This is a genomic window from Paenibacillus ehimensis NBRC 15659, assembly GCF_004000785.1.
GTDB classification, from domain to species: domain Bacteria; phylum Bacillota; class Bacilli; order Paenibacillales; family NBRC-103111; genus Paenibacillus_G; species Paenibacillus_G ehimensis.
This window is the reverse complement of the sequence record NZ_BILX01000025.1, coordinates 72,368-88,548: the sequence shown is the minus strand read 5'-3', so window position 1 is coordinate 88,548 and position 16,181 is coordinate 72,368. Positions and strand designations below refer to the sequence as shown.

Genomic DNA, 16,181 nt, shown 5'->3' with positions numbered 1-16,181 from the left:
GGCGAGGTGCGCAAGCCGATTCTGCTCAAGCGCGGGTTGGCGGCGACGATCGACGAATTCCTTCATGCGGCCGAGTATATCTTGTCCCGCGGCAATACGCAGGTTATGCTCATCGAACGCGGCATTCGCACATACGAAAAGGCGACCCGCAATACGCTCGATATTTCCGCCGTGCCGATCCTGAAGCAGGAAAGCCATCTGCCTGTGCTCGTCGACGTCACGCACTCGACAGGACGCAAAGACATTCTTGCCCCATGCGCGAAAGCGGCTCTGGCCGCCGGTGCCGACGGGGTCATGGTCGAGGTGCATCCGGACCCGGCGACAGCATTGTCCGATGCCGCCCAGCAGCTCAATATCGAGGAGTTCGGTCATTTTTATGCTCAGGTCCGGGAGTCCGGCCTTCTTGGATAGATTATATCGGTTGGCAAAGCAGAACTGTCCGGCATTGATCCGGACGGTTCTTCCTGTCTTTACTTCACGGCGGCTTCCAGCTTGCGTGTCTGGGTCTGCTTCTGCTGTCCGGCAAAGTAGTCGACGACAAAATCGCGAAAATGGCAGGCCGCCTTCGACAAGTACCGCTTCTCATGCCATGCGAGCTGGAACGTGCGCCGGCAAACGGGCTGTTCGATATGCAGCAGCGTAAGCGGCGAGGAGGTTGCGTTCATATTGCATCCCCCCGCAAACGCGACGCCCAGCCCGGTGCACACCAAGCTTGCGATGGCGGCAGGTTCGTCTACCCGGCAGACGAAGTTCGGCGATATCCCCGCCTCGCGGCAAAACGCATCGTTCATCTTTTGGAAAATAAATCCTTCCTTGTATCCGATAAACGGCTCATCGGCCACCTCGCTTAAAGCAATGCTGCCGCGTTCCGCCAGAGGGTGCCCCGGAGGCACGGCCAGAAACACCTCTTCGTGCAGGACGTCTACCGCGCTAATGTCCGGCCGATCGATAGGCATCGCCGTAAAGCAAAAATCGACCTCGCCGGCTTCGAGAAGCTGCGCCATTTCATCCATGGAAGCTTGGGTAATGCGAAAGTTCACGTTCGGATAAACGGACAGAAACGCGCTTAAAGGGTCCGTCAGACGATTCAGCGTGGACATGGCCAAGCCGATGCTTCCCTGCTCGATGCCGGCCATATCGGCCACTTCCCGGCGTCCTTCCTCCAGCGCGGTCAGCGCCATTTCGACTTTGTCCAGAAACGCTTTGCCGAACGAGTTGAGCCGGATTTGCCGGCCTTCGCGGTCGAATAAGGGCACCCCGACATCCGCCTCCAGCCGGGAAATCGTTTTGCTGAGCGCCGGCTGCGCGATGTGAAGCTCTTGGGCCGCTCTCGTCATGTGCTCCAGCTTGGCGACCGTCCGAAAATAATGGAGCTGCAGCAGTTCCATCCTCGTTCCCTCCTTATTTCATTCCCGTTCATTCATATACTCAGGGTTATATAATATATGAGATAAGATGTATTTTTGTTTATTTATATTCCAGTATAAAATAAATGCTGCAAGCGGGCAATTCCTTTGAATTCCAAATCGGGAGGCAGGAGCATGAGTTCGACGCAGCGGGCGGTCCAGGCGGCGAAGATGTTTACAGCACGAAGCGGAAAAGGTTAATGGAAGCGTGCAAGGAGAAGCTGCCCGGGAGCAGACTTTTCCTGCGGGCAATGAGATAAAAAGGAGGAGATTGGGATGAAAGCAGCTGCGTTTTCTTCTCCGGGTACGCCGGATGTGCTGCAAACGATGGAATTTGACGATCCCCAAGCGGGAGCGGGGCAGGTGAGGGTGCGCGTCAAGGCGGCAGGCGTGCAGCCGTTCGACTTGGCGCTGCGGAGCGGCTGGAGCCCTCCGCCGGGGGTAACCGTACAGCTTCCGCAAATTCCGGGCAACGAGTTCGCCGGGATTGTCGATCAAGTCGGGGAAGGCGTCACGGGCTTTTCCGTCGGCAGTGAAGTGATCGGCTACAAAATGCTGACCTGCTATGCCGAGTATGTGACGGTCGATGCCAGCCAAGTCGCAGCCAAGCCGCAGAGCATGCCTTGGGAGGTGGGAGGCGGCCTGTCCGGAGCAGGGCAAGCCGCGTATACCGGGCTGAAGGAGATTGGAGTGCGCCGGGGCGACACGGTATTGATCCATGCTGCAGCCGGCGCCGTCGGGACGATCGCCGTGCAATTGGCCCGGGCTTGGGGGGCGACGGTCATCGGTACCGCCAGCGAGCGCAATCACGATTACCTGCGTTCGATCGGCGCCGTCCCCGTCGCGTATGGAGAAGGTCTGGCCGACAGAGTGCGGGCTCTCGCTCCGCATGGAATCGACGCGGTGCTCGACGGGGCTGGCGGCGACGCTCTGCGCGTCTCGGTGGAGCTGGTCCGGAACCGGGAGCGCATCGGCACCCTTGTGGGCTTCGACTTGGCCGGGGAACTGGGCATTCGCCCGATCCGCAGCCAGCGGTCGGCCGCCCGGCTGGCGGAGCTCGCAGAGCTGTACGAGCAGGGCAAGCTGCGCCTCCACATTCGCAGCACCTTCCCGCTGCACCGGGCCGCCGATGCCCACCGCGAGGTCGAGACCGGACACGGCCGCGGCAAAGTTGTTCTAACATTTGATTAAAGGCGGAAGCCGCAGTGACGATCGGCCGCTGACTTACCCTTGCTGAAAGGATAAATGGACAGGAACGACGGAGCCTCGCAGATTTGCGGGCTCCTTTTTGCTTGTGCGGCCGCAAGCCGGTAGAATGCCGCACGCCATCTCCGGTTGATATGACGAAGAGGTGTTTTTCAAGGGAAACCAAGGGAAGCAGCTGCACGGTAAAAGCGAAAAACCGGCGTCCGCCAAGGCGGAGACCGGTTTTATAGTTAAGAGTTGAATTATAATCGATTTTGTGTTAAAATGACGGTTAGCAGTTGAAAAAATGTGATATTCATCACTGATATCCATATTCATTATATCACATCTTTGCATCTTTGCATCTTTGTCAAGAATTAATAAAGAGTGGGTTCGGAGAAGAGGGGGCAGCATATGGCGAACGATCAGCACAAGGAAGCGGAGACAGAGCTTACGATTGATCGGGTGAAACAGCAACTCATCGCGCAGGGCAAAGAGCAAGCTTCGCTCGCTTACAAAGAAATTACGGAGAAACTTGCTCCGTTCGATCCCGATCCCGAACAAATCAACGAGTTCGTCGAGCAGCTTAGCGAGCTTGGCATCGAGGTGGGCGTCGAATCGGATGAGGAGCCCGTATTCGGGCCGGATCACGAGGAACACGACCTGCTGCATGACGATCTGTCGCTCCCGCCGGGGATCAAGATCAATGACCCGGTACGTATGTACTTGAAGGAAATCGGACGGGTGCCGCTGCTTTCGGGGGATGACGAAATCAAGCTGGCGGAACGGATTCAGCAGGGGGACGAAGAAGCGAAGCGCAGACTGGCCGAAGCGAACCTCCGTCTGGTGGTCAGTATCGCAAGACGCTATGTCGGCCGGGGCATGCTGTTCCTTGATTTGATACAGGAAGGCAATATGGGATTAATCAAAGCGGTAGAAAAGTTTGATCATACCAAGGGTTTCAAATTCAGTACGTATGCCACGTGGTGGATTCGACAGGCGATTACGCGTGCGATTGCCGATCAGGCGAGAACGATCCGGATACCGGTACATATGGTGGAAACGATCAACAAGCTCGTACGCGTGTCCAGACAGCTGCTGCAGGAGCTTGGCCGGGAAGCTACTCCGGAAGAAATTGCGAAGGAAATGGACTTGACGCCCGATAAGGTGCGGGAAATTATGAAGATTGCGCAGGAGCCCGTATCGCTTGAAACGCCGATTGGCGAGGAGAACGATTCGAACCTGGGCGACTTTATCGAGGACCAGGAGGCGCTCGCGCCGGCTGACGCGGCGGCTTACGAGCTGCTGAAAGAGCAGCTGGAAGATGTGCTCGACACGCTTACGGAGCGGGAGGAGAACGTGCTGCGTCTTCGTTTCGGTCTCGATGACGGCCGCACGCGAACGCTGGAGGAAGTGGGCAAGGTATTCGGTGTGACCCGGGAGCGCATCCGGCAGATCGAAGCCAAGGCGCTGCGCAAGCTCAGACATCCGAGCCGCAGCAAGCGGCTGAAAGATTTTATGGATTGATCTTTATTCGTGCGGCAAATACGGGAAGTCGTGCTCTTGGAGCACGGCTTTTTTTTGTCAAATCGTTTAAGTTAAAAAATTCTCATTGAATTCTAATAATCGCTTCTTAGTGCAGGCGGGGCGCGGAAAAATTGATCGTCTGGGAAAAAATGCATTTTTTATTTGTGTTATGGTGATCTTGGGGTGTTTACCCAATTCGCCAAACCTAAGGAGGAAGTCATGATTAGCACGAAGAAAAGCCGGATCGGGAAAGCGTTACTAGGAATAGCGATGAGCCTGTCGATAGCCGTCACAGGAAATTTGCTTGCGGTACCGGAGTCGGCTCATGCGGCTGCCGTATCCAATGCATCGGTTGCGGATAAAATCATCGCCACGGGGAAGCGTTATTTAGGAGTCCGTTATCAGTATGCGGCGCCTGGAGGAAGATCGGATGTTTTTGATTGCTCTTCGTTTACTCAATATGTGTACAAGAAGCACGGAATCAACCTTCCTCGTTCCTCCAGACAACAAGCTGCGGTCGGCACTGTCGTTGCCAAGAATCAACTGAAGCCGGGCGATCTGGTATTCTCGGACACGAATCGAGACGGAAAAATCAACCACGTGAGCATTTATATTGGGGACGGAAAGCTCCTCCATACATATCGGGTCGGTATCGGCGTTACCATTTCCAACTTTAAAGGCAGCACATGGGATAAAACTTTCGTTACCGCCCGTCGCGTTATCCGCTAAGACCGGGACGGGGACGGCTTGCCGGAAGCATGCAAGGGGCTGCAGAATAAGCTTGTACAGAAAAATCCTTGAGCCGCTCAAGGATTTTTCTGTTTCCCGGCGGGATAAAACCACGAAACGGCTCTCCAAAGGTCACAGGCTTTATTTCAGCACTCCTGTGCCTTCGATGTGGACACGGGTGCTCACTTCGACGGGAAGCCCGCGGTACCCGGCCTGCCAGCGCCGCCATTCCTCTTCCGTCGTCGTGCGGTCTGCGCGGTACCGCAGCCCGAAGCCGATCGGATCGACGCCTCGGCTGATTAGTTTACGGATCAGCCTTTTGACTGCTGTGTTTACCTCGTTTTCCAGCGCCTTCTCGTACTCGTTCATCCGCCGGACGGCCGGAGGCGCATTCGTCTCCTCGACGATACCTTTAAGGTCCAGCGTAATGTTTACCGCAGGCGTGCTGCCGGTCCGGACGATGCCGAATTTGGCGTCGCAGTCCGTAACGGAAAAGGCAAGCAGGTTGGAGTCGATTCTCGTATGCAAAGTGAATTTATGGAAGCCTTTTTTGGCAAACATATCGAGCAGCTGCGTTTCATTCGGACTGGCGATATATTTGATTTTATGCTTATCCAGCAGAGCTACCCGGTTGACCTCGAACTTGTCGCGATCCGGCTTAATAACCGGCAGGAAAGGGTCCAGTCCTTTCTCGTGCGTCCGGCGGTAAAAGTCGAACAGCATGGCCGTCTGAATATAGGACGATTGGACCCCGTCATGCGAGAACGTCAGAAACAGCGTGTTGCCGGGGAACCGTTCCGACGGCGGACTCACCTGCAGAATGCTTTCGGCATCCGGATCTCCGACGGCCAAATAAGCAATAAGCTGAAAATCTCTTCTCCGCGAGAGCCAGTCTTTTGCCTGGGTCAGATCGTCCTCGGCCAGCGCTTTGCCGAGAATGAACGTTTTCGTATGGCCGAAATCCAGCTCTTTGTCGACCTTGGATTTGACCAGGCGGACGGCCTGCGAGATCGATTCGGCCTCTTGGCGGATGACTTGGAATTTTTCCTCGCCCGCCTCTACCTTGCTTGTCGGAATTCCCAGCATCAGCGATATTTTATAAGGCATCTTGGGATTATCGGTTTTGTCGATCCCCATCGCCGAAACGAAGAAGCGCTTGTCGATATCCTTGAACGCAAACGTGCATCCCGACAGCAGCAGGGAGAGAAGCAGAACAACCGCCGCCGCCCTCATGCTCCAGCCTTCCTTCGAAGCAGAAATACGGCTCCCGCGCAGAGGAGCAGCTCAAACGCCAGACGGACCATAAGCCAACGCTCGGCCTCCTTGAAATAATAGTTTTCGTGAGACAAAGAGAGATAGGCAAAGGAGCAGACAACGAAAAGGCCGCAGAGGATGTTCGTGAACGCGGGCGTCCGGACTTCATCGAGGTTCGGCGGACGGCCGGAAAAGCAGCTTTTTATCAATTCGGCCCCCATATGCCACGTGACGATACCGTACAGCAGCGATAAATTCAGGTAGGCGGTGGCGAAGATGAATACGACCCGTTCGATGAAGCCGAATTCCATAGCCAGCGCATCGGACGTCGTGATCCAGATATAGATGTACTTCGTCACGCCTTCCGTTCCGTGGTAGCCGACCGGAATGAACAGGCTTGCCAGCAGCAGGAACAGTCCGGCAGCAGGCAGGATATAGCTGTATTTGACGGAATCGGAAGGCTTGGAGAACCGGTTCATAATCGCCATCGGCGCAATTCCCGACCATACGAACGAAGCGGCGGCAATGCCCCGGAATGTCGGGACGTTCCAGTAATGATTGGCCACCGCCCGCACCGCATCCCAGTTCATGTAGTCGCCTCCGACGGCTTTGAAGAATATGACCGCCATAATCGGGACATTGAGAATAAGCAAGATTTCCGTCGCCAGTAGAACGGTTTTCGAAGACCGCGTCGCTCCGATCCACACGATAAACGAGGTAAACACCAGAAGCTGGAACGGCCGGATGTCCGGCGTAATAAACCGCGAGATGAGAACGGTGAACCCGACGACGGCCTGAATTCCGGAATAGGCCCATAGAAGCCCCAAGGCTGCAATGAGGGGCGCAACGACCCATTTCGGGAGCCGCACGGCCATGATTTCCGGCAGCCCCTGTCCGGGATAGCTTCGGTATAGACGCAAAAAAAGAAACAGCATCGCGCTTCCGAGCGCGGCGCCCGCAAGAACGGACGTCATGGCGCCGTCGTACCGGTCCTGGAGAAGCACGGCCGGCACGTACATCATCGTATTCATCAGCATGAAAAGCAGGACAAGATTGTAAATGAAACGGGGCAAAGCCTTCACCCACCTACGACGAACTGGACTTTACGCGAACGATGCCGGGCAGCTTGAAGTAAGGCTCTCCGAAGCTTCGATGGTTGGACAGCAGGATCACGTAGAGGAACAAGCCTCCTACCACGCCGACAAACCCGAGAAACGTGGCAAACAAAATTAGCGGATACTTCAAAAACCGGATGGAATAGCTAAGCGTATTGATCGGAATGATGAAGTTGCAGATCGCCACGACCGACGTGACGATGATCATGATGCTGCTGACAAGGCCCGCTTCCTGCGCGGCTTGTCCCAGAATCAGCCCGCCGACGGTCGTGGCCGTCTGGCCGATCGATTTGGGCAGACGCATGCTTCCTTCGACCAACGCTTCGATCATAAACAGCATCAGCATGACCTCGACGAAGGAAGGGTAAGGGACGACCGCCCGGCTTCCGGCAATGGTGAACGCCAATTGGATGCGGAACACCTCGGGATTGTACGATACGATAGCGACGTAAAGCGCAGGCAGAACGATGGTGAGCAGCAGGGAAATGTACCGCAAAAAAATTAAAAAGGTCGTAAACCAATACGGATTGTAAATATCGTCCATTGCCGAAAGCTGGTCGAAGAACGTCGTCGGGGCGATCAGCGAGATCGGAGAGCCCTGCAGCAGGATAACCGCTTTCCCTTGCGACAGACTGGCGGCGATCCGGTCGGGCCGTTCGGTTAGCAGCATGGACGGGAACAATAAATGGGTCCGATTCGTCATATGAATTTGCAGCTGGCCTGCCGATTGAACAAGGTTGACCCGAACTTCGGAAAGACGCCGGCGGATCAGCTCGATGGTCTCCCGCTTGCAGTAGGCGTCGTCGTAGAGCAGAATGATTTCCCGCGGGGATACGCGGCCCACCTGATGATACTCCACATGCAGCGAAGGCGATGCGTATTGATGCCGGATCAAATTCAGATTCGTGCCGTTGTTCTCCGAAAGCGACGATTGCGGGCCTTGGATGGACGTCTCGATGCTGGATTGCAGCGGCTTATCGTTCAGCACGAGATTGGCGTCGAAAGCGAAAACGAAAGGCCCCCAGTAAATGAGCGCATGCCCGTATAAGAGCATACGCGCCGCTCCGGGCTGTCCGGTAACATCGCGGACTCCGGGAAGCGAGGTGAAGCGGCTTGCCCATGCTTTGCCGTCCGTACCGTCGATAAAAGGCAAAATGACGCTCGATTGGATTTTGGCTTCGTCGCAAAGCGTAGCGAGATAGAACAGCTCGATCGTCGTCTTGCCGTTCGATAAGTGCAGCGAGCGGATATCGCCCGGCTCCGACAGCTCGCTTGCAATTTGCCGGTAGCGTACGTTCGTCGTCGGTATGTTCATAAGCCCCCGAAAAAAACGTGGAAAATGATAGAAGTATTGTCTCCAGAAACGGATACCGTCATTCAAGCGGCCCGTGGCCGACCGTTACGTCCGTAAACAGCCCGCTGGCCGATGTGCAAATGTTTGTGTTTGCTTTGATTTATGGTAGACTACTTGCATGGAAGTGCGGCGGCGTCCGTCATTTTACGGAGAGGAGGGAGCGGGGGTGTTCGCTGAGCAAAGACATCAAGCGATTATTCAAAAAATAAACCGCGAGAAGTCGATCAAGGCTTCGGACCTGATGGAGCTGTTCGGCGTATCGTTCGAAACGGTCCGGCGCGACTTGGAGCATTTGGAGAAGGCGGGATACTTGAAGCGCGTCCATGGCGGCGCGATCCTGAAGGAATGGGATTACCGCGAGGAAATACCGATGACTGTCCGGGAGAAGGTCCATGTGGACGGAAAAAACGAGCTGTCCGAAATCGCCGCGCGGTATGTGACGGAGGGGCAGTCCATCGCCCTTGACGTAAGCACGACCAACACCCAGTTCGTCAAAGCGCTGAAAAAAAAGATCGAACGGTTGACGGTCATTACGAATTCGCTGCCTATCGCAAACGAGCTGGTCCATATGCCGGGATACACGATCATTTTGATCGGGGGCGTCATCCGCAACGAGGAGCAGGGCATGATCGGGGACTTGGCCGAGGAATTCGCTTCCCGGTTCCATGCCGATTTGTTTTTTATGAGCATGAGCGGCGTTACGCTGACCGAAGGTATTACGGACTACGGTCTCGGCGAAGTGCAGATGAAAAAAATCATGCTGAGGAACGCCAAACGGACGATCGCGCTGGCCGACAGCAGCAAGTTCGAGGCGGTTTCGCTGATCAAAGTGTGCGGGTGCGCGGAGGTCGAACGGTTCGTGACCGATTCGAACATCGATCCGGCCATCGTGGACAAATACAAAAAGCACGGCGTCGAGATCGTCTGTAATTAGCGGGAACAATCCCGGCCGGCGGTTACAACAACATATGTACTTAAGCATGGAGTCCCGGAGCCTGTCCGGGACTCTTTATTTGTAAGGTGCAGCCTGTCGCTTGCGGAGATAATAAGTTGTTGTGAATATGTGTGTATGTGTGTTATTATGTTGGAAAAGTTGAATTTGGTAGGAGGTGCTTGAACATGGTGCTTTCATTGCTGCTTGTCATCGGATCGGGCATGACGCATGCGGTGTGGAATTTGTTCGCCAAGCAAAGCGAAGACAAAAGCGCGTTTCTGTGGGCGATCTTCATGCCTACGACGATCGCGCTCCTCCCGTACCTTGTGCTTGAGCTTATCCGGACCGGGATTCCGGCCGAAGCCTTCATTTTCATTATCGCTTCCTTGCTGGCGCAAGGCGCTTACGCTCTGCTGCTGTCCCATACCTACAAGCTTGGAGACTTGTCACAGGTGTACCCGGTGATGCGGGGAACGTCCACGCTGCTCATTCCCGCGACGGGAGTCCTCTTCCTCGGGGAGTCGCTTCCGCTCTGGGGTTGGCTGGGGATCGGCTGCATGCTCCTGGGCTTTGCGGTCATGAGCGGGCGCAAGCCGGAAGCGGAACGCGCGCCTGCGGTCTGGAGGCCTATTCTGTTCGCGCTGTCGGTCGGACTCTGCATTACCTGCTACACGCTGATTGACAAGCAAAATCTGCAGTATTTGTCGCCGCTGTCGCTGTTGGCCGTTTCCAATATCGGATTCGTGCTCGGTCTGACCCCGGCCGCTCTGGCCTCCGGCAGATTGAAGCGGGCGGTGCGCGGGCAGTGGAAGATCGTGCTGCTCGGATCGCTTTTGTCTCCGGGTTCGTATTTGTTGTTTTTGCTCGCGATGAGGAACGCTCAAGTATCCTATATTGCGCCGCTGCGTGAAATCGGCATCGTCTTCGGCACGCTGCTCGGTCTGATCGTGCTGAAGGAACGGCAGGGGACAAGAAGGCTTGCCGCATCGGTCATCGTCGTCGCGGGGATTGTCATGATCGCCGGTTCCGGGTGACGGATTATCGGCTGCACGGGCGGTAAAATGAATAAGCCATTAGAATTAGCTTTCTGCGTCTGACCGGGGAGACGCTGCCGGAGGCTGTCCATATTCCATTCGGAAGACCTACAGTTTTCGACAATAGAACCTATTTTATCCTCTTTCCAAATTTAGTATCGTTTTAGTGGGTTACGAAACTGGAAGGAGGAGCGGTCATGCAGGAGCGCAGAAAGTGGATTGACGTAGCCAGGGGATTAAGCATCGTCCTGGTCGTATTGGGGCATTCCGGGAATGAAGTGATCGACCATTATTTCGGTTGGTTCCGTATGCCGTTGTTTTTTCTGGTCAGCGGGCTTTTGTTCAAAAGCGTGATGCCGGACAAGTACGTCGTGTGGGCGCTGAAACGTATTCGAATGTTCATGATTCCCTATTTCGCGTACGGGATTTGCATTGCCGTGCTGGTCGCAGCCAAGCTGAGAGATCCGTTATCCGTGCCCCGCGATCTTTGGAATCTCATCTACGGGGGAACGGTGTTAGGCGGATGGTACGGCGTCTTTTGGTTCATCACCTGTTTGCTGCTTGTGCATCTTTTGATGGGGTATCTTACCCGATATTCGGTTAAAGTACAAGCAGCAGCGGTGCTTGTGTCCTATACGGCTGCGCATCTCGTCAGCATGACGCCTTTGGCCAAAGTGGACATTCCTTGGAATGCGGATGTGGCGCTGATGGCGGTTACATTCTTTTTTCTGGGCTATACCTTTAAGGCGCAGTTGGCTGCATGGCTGGAGCGGGGGACCTGGTTTATTCCGGCGCTGCTCATTTCGGCGGCCGCTATTGTTCTTAATAAAGAACAAATCTGGATTTTCCGAATGGATATGAAAATGAAGGTCTATACCCAGCCGGTGCTCGATCTGATCGTTCCGCTGGCGTGCGTCCTCGTCGTGCTTCAATTGTGCTATTGGGCATCGCGCTGGCCGGTGTCTTCCGTTCTGGCCTTTTTGGGAACCGTGACCATCTCGATCATGTACCTGCACATTCCGGTCAATATCGTGCTAAAGTACGGCTTAGGCTTGGAGTACGGCTCGCTTGTCTTTACGCTGGCCGGCGTGCTGATTCCGTTAGGGGCGGCTTGGATCATGTCCAAATCGCCGCTGCTGACCTTGCTTTTCCTGGGCCAGCAGGGCTTCGGAAGGAAGGAGAAGATCCAAGGCAAGCTGAAGGCGGCAGGGTGATCAAGCGGCAAGGCCAGCCGTATGGCTGGCCTTAGTTCGTGAAGTTTACTGGTACGTATCGCCGCCCTCGCCGTTCCAGGTCATTTCCGTGAAAGCGGACGGCGCAAGGGTGGTGATTGCGGCGGAGCCGGACTTTTTAAGCCCTCCCGCGACGTTGGTCATCGTATAATCCGAATACAGCTTCGTCGATCCGAAGTTCGTATGAATCATCGCACCGCCAAGATTCGAAGCGGTTACGGCTTTGAGCTCAAGATTGCTGCCGTACGATACGCCGTCGGTGGCGGTCATTTTGTTGGCGCGGAAAGCTTGGCCGGTTCCGGCGTTGTTTTTCACCGTCGTGCCGATCACCTGCACGTTGTTCGCGCGGATATACAGGCCGTTGTTCCCTACCGTGGACTCCGGCACGGTGTTCTTGAAATCGACCGTGCTTCCGATCACCTTGATATGGTGCGTGCCTTCCTTGAAGTCGAAACCGTCGTTCTTGGTCAAAATGGCCTTGCAGTTCAGAAACGTAATGTAGCCGCTCCGATCCGCGTCCGGCTTCGTCTGCCAGTTCTGATCGGCATCCCCTACATAGTACCCTTCCCCGAATTTTCCGCTTTTCCCCGTAGATTCCGCCGTGCAGTCCTCAAGGAGCCAATACTGGCTGTTTTTGCGGATTTTGAAGGCTTCGCCAAGCGTATTTTTCACCGTCACTTTCGTAAGATAGCCGTGAGAGGCTTCGATCAGAATGCCTTTGTTCGACTTGGAATTCGAATTAATCGTGACGTTCTCCAGCTTGTAATAATTGTTTTTGATATGAAAAGCTGCATTGCCCGCGGATTCGGTAAAGTTGAAGGTTGCGCCGCTGCCTGTTCCCCGGATCGTAATATACTTGCCCGCGCTCCCGTTGACCGACGTCGCAATCGTGCCGTCCGACACGGTATACGTGCCCGATACTTCAAGAATGTCTCCCGGCTGGGCGGACGCCAGGTAGCTGCGGAGGGCGGCCACGTCGCCGGGAGGGAAGGTTTGGGTCGCGGCCCATGCGGTGCGAGCGGGCGCTCCGAACGTGAGAAAAGCAAAGCATACGATAAATACAAATGAGAGTGCTGCGTATTTTTTGGCGAACATCAGAACACGTCCTTTCGAAGGAATAGCTTTACGGAGCTGTGAAGCTTTGGCGAAGCCCCGCACCGGTCTGTCCATTGTACGGGGGTCTTTCTAACCGTCACCCCTTTCGTAATAATGCGCTTACAAAAGACGAGCCCTGGAAGCGAACTTGTAAAATGCGGCCGAATCTTCCGATACGAATCGGCTGCTCCTTAGGAACGGGAGGAAACAGGCCGCCTTTCTTATAAGCTTAACGGATTTACGCGCTTGCCGATATCTCGGAAACTCAACTAAGTTTTACGGATATTGATTTTTCGGCCTTCTACCGCTCGGCAAAATACCGGACGACGAAATCGCGAAACTGGCGGGCCGCCATGGACAGGTACCGCTTGTCGTGCCACACAAGCCGAAAGCTGCGCCGGCAGACAGGGGAATCGATCGATAGAAAGGCGAGTCCGGATTCCTCCCGCTTGCATCCGTACAGCGCAATCCCCAGCCCAGCGCGGACAAGACTGGCGACGGCGGCAGGCTCGTCGACACGGCAGACGAAATGCGGCGCAATCCCCGCTGACCGGAAAAATTCGTCGTTCATTTGTTGAAATGGAAAGCTCTCCTTGTAGCCGATAAACGGTTCGTCCGCCAGCTCGGCCAAGTGAACGCCGGTACGATCCGCCAGCCGGTGTCCTGCCGGCACGGCCACATACATTTGCTCGCTCAGCACGGTTTCTTGGGCAAATCCGGGCCGTTCCATCTGGAGCGGCGTAAAGCACAGATCCACCTCGCCGCGTTCGAGCAACCCGGACATTTCCTCCAGGGAAGCTTGCGTGAGCCGGAATTGGACTTCGGGGTGACGGGTTAGAAAATCGCCGAGCGCTTCCGACAACCGTTCGAGAGTCGACGTTGCCAGATGAATGCTTCCCTGCTCCAGCCCCGCCAGCTCGGCCACTTCTTTTCGTCCCTCGTCCAGCAGGGCGAGCGCTTTTTCCACTTTATCCAAAAACGCTTTCCCGAACGGATTGAGCCGGATCCGCCCGCCGTAGCGGTCGAATAACGGTACCCCGACCGTTTCCTCCAGCCGGGCAATCGTCTTGCTCAGAGCGGGCTGCGCGATACACAGCTCCTCAGCGGCTTTCGTCATATGTTCCATTCTGGCAACCGTTCTAAAATAACGCAATTGAAGCAGTTCCATGTGAAGTCTCCTCCTCGCCATATACTCAAATGTATAACTGTCATGGTCGAAAATATATTTTTGTTTATGCCATATCGATTATAAAATAGATCGGGAAACGAGCACAAATGTGATTTATAAAGGGGGAGACACGTTATGGATCATGGTCCTGAACGGACGGGGGGAGCGCGGATGAAGGCGGCGGCGTTCTCCGCCTTCGGCCCGCCGGAGGTATTGCGGCTGACCGAGCTCGAGGTGCCGCAGGCGGGGCTGGGCGAGGTACGGGTCCGCGTCAAAACGGCGGGCGTGCTGCCCTTCGATTGCCGGGTGCGCGGCGGCTGGACGCCGCCCGGCCTTACGCTTCGTTTCCCGGAGATTCCGGGGAACGAGTTCGCGGGCACGATCGATCAGCTTGGCGAAGGCGTCGAGGGCTTCTCCGTCGGCGACGAGGTCCTCGGCTTCACGACGCTGAAGTGCTATGCCGAATACATGACGGTCAGCGCCGATCAGGTCGTGCTTAAGCCCGAGGACATGCCGTGGGAGGTTGCGGGAGGGTTTTCCGGCAACGGGCAGGGCGCCCATCTGGCATTGAAGGCGCTTGGTGTCGGCGAGGGCGATACGGTGCTGATCCATGGGGCCGCAGGCGGGCTGGGCACCTTCGCGGTCCAACTGGCCAAGGCGTGGGGGGCGAAGACGGTTATCGGCACGGCGAGCGAGAGCAATCACGAATATTTGCGTTCGCTCGGCGCGATTCCGGTTTGCTACGGAGCCGGGCTGGCGGACCGGGTGCGCGCGATTGCGCCCGCTGGCGTGGATGCCGCGTTGGATGCGGCCGGTCCGGAGGCGCTGCGGGCCTCCGTGGAGCTGGTCAAGGATAAGAGCCGCATCCGCACGATGGTGTCCTTCGAACTCGCTGCCGAGCTCGGCATCCCGCCGGTTAGCGGAACCCGGACCGCCGGGCGGCTGGCCGAGCTTGTCCGGCTTTATGCCCAGGGCCAATTGCGGATTCATATCCGCAGGGCGTATCCGCTGCGGCAAGCGGCGGACGCTCACCGCGAGGTCGAAAGCGGACATGGCCGGGGCAAGGTCGTCCTGAAGATCGACTAGCATGAATCGGATAGACGAATAAACGATGCGGCGGCCGACAGCGCATAAAGAAGAGGGGCCGCCGTTTTTGTTCGGGCATAAATTATACTATTCCGAATGGAATGCTTATGATATATTGGTTTTTAACAAGTTCGCCAAGAGCTGGAAGGAGGAGGGAGCGCTCGTGAATATTGAGAATCTCGAGGCGTTCGTCTATGTCATTCATTTTAACAGCTTTAACAAAGCGGCCGACGCATTGTTTTTGTCCCAACCGTCGATTACTGCCAGAATCCAGTCGCTGGAGCGCGAATTGGACGTCAAGCTTTTCGACCGGGAGGGCAGACATTTCTCGCTGACGGACAAGGGCAAGCAGTTTTTGCCTTACGCCCAGCAAGTTCTGCAGACCTACAAGAAAGGCAAGCAGCAGCTGCAGCAGATGAACGCCGCGCCTCACGAGCTTCGGATCGGCTGCACCGTATCGGTCGCCAATTATATGATCCCGGAGCTGGTGCCTCTCTTTAAGCAAAAATACCCCGATCTCCAGCTAAAATTAGTTACGGCTTCGAGCGAGTCGATCTTGGAAAAGCTGCTGAACAAGGAAGTGGACGTCGGGCTTGTGCGCAACATTACGCATCCGCATGTGGATTCCGTCCGGTTCTACGAGGACCCGATCCGCCTCTTCGTGTACCAGGGGCATCCGTTTGTAAGCCAAGCCCGCATTGCGCTGGAGGATATCGGGAGTGAGCCGATCGTGTTTTTCGAATGCGGGGCCCTCGATTGGATGAAAATCCACCGGCTGTTTGACACGCTCGACCGCCCGCCGAATATCGAGCTGCACCTCGATAATCTGGAGACGGCCAAGAAGCTGGTGCTGAAAGAACTGGGGATCAGCTTCCTGCCGGAGCTGTGCGTGCGCAAGGAAGTGAAGGAAGGGCTGCTGTGGCCGGTCGACATTCCTTCCCTCGCGGGCATCACCCTGCGTACCAATCTCGTTTCGCTCAAAGGGGAGGGCTCGGCGCTCGGCAAAATGGTGCTGGAGCTCAGCCGGGAGATCGACTGGAAACGGCATGCTTAAATCGAATT

The 16,181-nt window shown here is 55.8% G+C and carries 14 protein-coding genes and 1 pseudogene; 9 read left to right on the top strand and 6 right to left on the bottom strand.

Features of this window, described 5'->3' with window-relative positions; genetic code table 11:
• Positions 1–411: pseudogene (locus tag PEH01S_RS16315) on the top strand (bifunctional 3-deoxy-7-phosphoheptulonate synthase/chorismate mutase); the annotation flags it as partial.
• Between the two features lie 59 nt (positions 412–470).
• Here the strand turns inward: PEH01S_RS16315 and PEH01S_RS16310 are convergent.
• Positions 471–1,388, bottom strand: a complete 918-nt coding sequence (locus PEH01S_RS16310) for a LysR family transcriptional regulator (protein WP_025846202.1) — start codon at positions 1,386–1,388, stop codon at positions 471–473.
• 294 nt (positions 1,389–1,682) lie between these two features.
• On the opposite strand from PEH01S_RS16310, the gene PEH01S_RS16305 reads away from it, so the two are divergent.
• From PEH01S_RS16305 to PEH01S_RS16295, 3 genes are all read left to right on the top strand, one after another.
• A complete protein-coding gene (locus PEH01S_RS16305) occupies positions 1,683–2,597 on the top strand; it encodes an NADP-dependent oxidoreductase (protein WP_025846203.1) in 915 nt (304 codons plus the stop codon).
• 408 nt (positions 2,598–3,005) lie between these two features.
• Positions 3,006–4,118, top strand: coding sequence for an RNA polymerase sigma factor RpoD (rpoD, locus tag PEH01S_RS16300; protein ID WP_025846205.1), 1,113 nt, complete (start codon positions 3,006–3,008; stop codon positions 4,116–4,118).
• Between the two features lie 219 nt (positions 4,119–4,337).
• Positions 4,338–4,847 carry a C40 family peptidase gene (locus PEH01S_RS16295; RefSeq protein WP_025846206.1) on the top strand — a complete coding sequence of 170 codons (510 nt, stop codon included), beginning with the start codon at positions 4,338–4,340 and terminating at the stop codon, positions 4,845–4,847.
• Between the two features lie 141 nt (positions 4,848–4,988).
• Here the strand turns inward: PEH01S_RS16295 and PEH01S_RS16290 are convergent, their stop codons facing one another.
• Genes PEH01S_RS16290 through PEH01S_RS16280 form a run of 3 tightly spaced genes read right to left on the bottom strand, consistent with a single transcriptional unit; the run spans position 4,989 to position 8,531 of the window.
• On the bottom strand, positions 4,989–6,080 hold the full coding sequence (locus PEH01S_RS16290) for a Ger(x)C family spore germination protein (protein ID WP_127486699.1): 1,092 nt from the start codon (positions 6,078–6,080) through the stop codon (positions 4,989–4,991).
• Entirely contained in the window at positions 6,077–7,174 is a 1,098-nt protein-coding gene (locus tag PEH01S_RS16285; RefSeq protein ID WP_127486697.1) for a GerAB/ArcD/ProY family transporter, read from the bottom strand. Before PEH01S_RS16285 ends, PEH01S_RS16290 begins: the two co-directional genes overlap by 4 nt.
• 13 nt (positions 7,175–7,187) lie before the next feature.
• Positions 7,188–8,531 carry a spore germination protein gene (locus PEH01S_RS16280; protein ID WP_025846213.1) on the bottom strand — a complete coding sequence of 448 codons (1,344 nt, stop codon included), beginning with the start codon at positions 8,529–8,531 and terminating at the stop codon, positions 7,188–7,190.
• A 205-nt stretch (positions 8,532–8,736) separates the two neighbouring features.
• Here PEH01S_RS16280 and PEH01S_RS16275 point away from each other — a divergent pair, with 205 nt between their 5' ends.
• From PEH01S_RS16275 to PEH01S_RS16265, 3 genes are all read left to right on the top strand, one after another.
• Complete coding sequence (locus PEH01S_RS16275; RefSeq protein ID WP_025846215.1) at positions 8,737–9,504, top strand: DeoR/GlpR family DNA-binding transcription regulator; 768 nt, start codon at positions 8,737–8,739, stop codon at positions 9,502–9,504.
• A 185-nt stretch (positions 9,505–9,689) separates the two neighbouring features.
• Positions 9,690–10,538 carry a DMT family transporter gene (locus PEH01S_RS16270; RefSeq protein ID WP_025846216.1) on the top strand — a complete coding sequence of 283 codons (849 nt, stop codon included), beginning with the start codon at positions 9,690–9,692 and terminating at the stop codon, positions 10,536–10,538.
• 197 nt (positions 10,539–10,735) lie between these two features.
• The gene (locus tag PEH01S_RS16265) at positions 10,736–11,752 is read left to right on the top strand and encodes an acyltransferase family protein (RefSeq protein ID WP_025846218.1); all 1,017 of its coding nucleotides are present in this window, start codon (positions 10,736–10,738) and stop codon (positions 11,750–11,752) included.
• 45 nt (positions 11,753–11,797) lie between these two features.
• Here the strand turns inward: PEH01S_RS16265 and PEH01S_RS16260 are convergent, their stop codons facing one another.
• Both PEH01S_RS16260 and PEH01S_RS16255 read right to left on the bottom strand, forming a co-directional pair.
• Complete coding sequence (locus PEH01S_RS16260; protein WP_127486695.1) at positions 11,798–12,865, bottom strand: hypothetical protein; 1,068 nt, start codon at positions 12,863–12,865, stop codon at positions 11,798–11,800.
• A gap of 301 nt (positions 12,866–13,166) precedes the next feature.
• On the bottom strand, positions 13,167–14,033 hold the full coding sequence (locus PEH01S_RS16255) for a LysR family transcriptional regulator (RefSeq protein WP_127486693.1): 867 nt from the start codon (positions 14,031–14,033) through the stop codon (positions 13,167–13,169).
• 171 nt (positions 14,034–14,204) lie between these two features.
• On the opposite strand from PEH01S_RS16255, the gene PEH01S_RS16250 reads away from it, so the two are divergent.
• Positions 14,205–15,119 carry an NADP-dependent oxidoreductase gene (locus PEH01S_RS16250; RefSeq protein ID WP_127486711.1) on the top strand — a complete coding sequence of 305 codons (915 nt, stop codon included), beginning with the start codon at positions 14,205–14,207 and terminating at the stop codon, positions 15,117–15,119.
• Positions 15,120–15,282: 163 nt separating this feature from the next.
• Entirely contained in the window at positions 15,283–16,173 is an 891-nt protein-coding gene (locus tag PEH01S_RS16245) for a LysR family transcriptional regulator (RefSeq protein WP_127486691.1), read from the top strand.
• Positions 16,174–16,181: the final 8 nt, after the last annotated feature.

Coding starts and splice junctions, on each gene's coding strand:
- PEH01S_RS16280 (WP_025846213.1), bottom strand. CDS start 8,531: ATGAACATACCGACGACGAACGTACGCTACCGGCAAATTGCAAGCGAG.
- PEH01S_RS16265 (WP_025846218.1), top strand. CDS start 10,736: ATGCAGGAGCGCAGAAAGTGGATTGACGTAGCCAGGGGATTAAGCATC.
- PEH01S_RS16270 (WP_025846216.1), top strand. CDS start 9,690: ATGGTGCTTTCATTGCTGCTTGTCATCGGATCGGGCATGACGCATGCG.
- PEH01S_RS16305 (WP_025846203.1), top strand. CDS start 1,683: ATGAAAGCAGCTGCGTTTTCTTCTCCGGGTACGCCGGATGTGCTGCAA.
- rpoD (WP_025846205.1), top strand. CDS start 3,006: ATGGCGAACGATCAGCACAAGGAAGCGGAGACAGAGCTTACGATTGAT.
- PEH01S_RS16310 (WP_025846202.1), bottom strand. CDS start 1,388: ATGGAACTGCTGCAGCTCCATTATTTTCGGACGGTCGCCAAGCTGGAG.
- PEH01S_RS16290 (WP_127486699.1), bottom strand. CDS start 6,080: ATGAGGGCGGCGGCGGTTGTTCTGCTTCTCTCCCTGCTGCTGTCGGGA.
- PEH01S_RS16255 (WP_127486693.1), bottom strand. CDS start 14,033: ATGGAACTGCTTCAATTGCGTTATTTTAGAACGGTTGCCAGAATGGAA.
- PEH01S_RS16295 (WP_025846206.1), top strand. CDS start 4,338: ATGATTAGCACGAAGAAAAGCCGGATCGGGAAAGCGTTACTAGGAATA.
- PEH01S_RS16260 (WP_127486695.1), bottom strand. CDS start 12,865: ATGTTCGCCAAAAAATACGCAGCACTCTCATTTGTATTTATCGTATGC.
- PEH01S_RS16250 (WP_127486711.1), top strand. CDS start 14,205: ATGAAGGCGGCGGCGTTCTCCGCCTTCGGCCCGCCGGAGGTATTGCGG.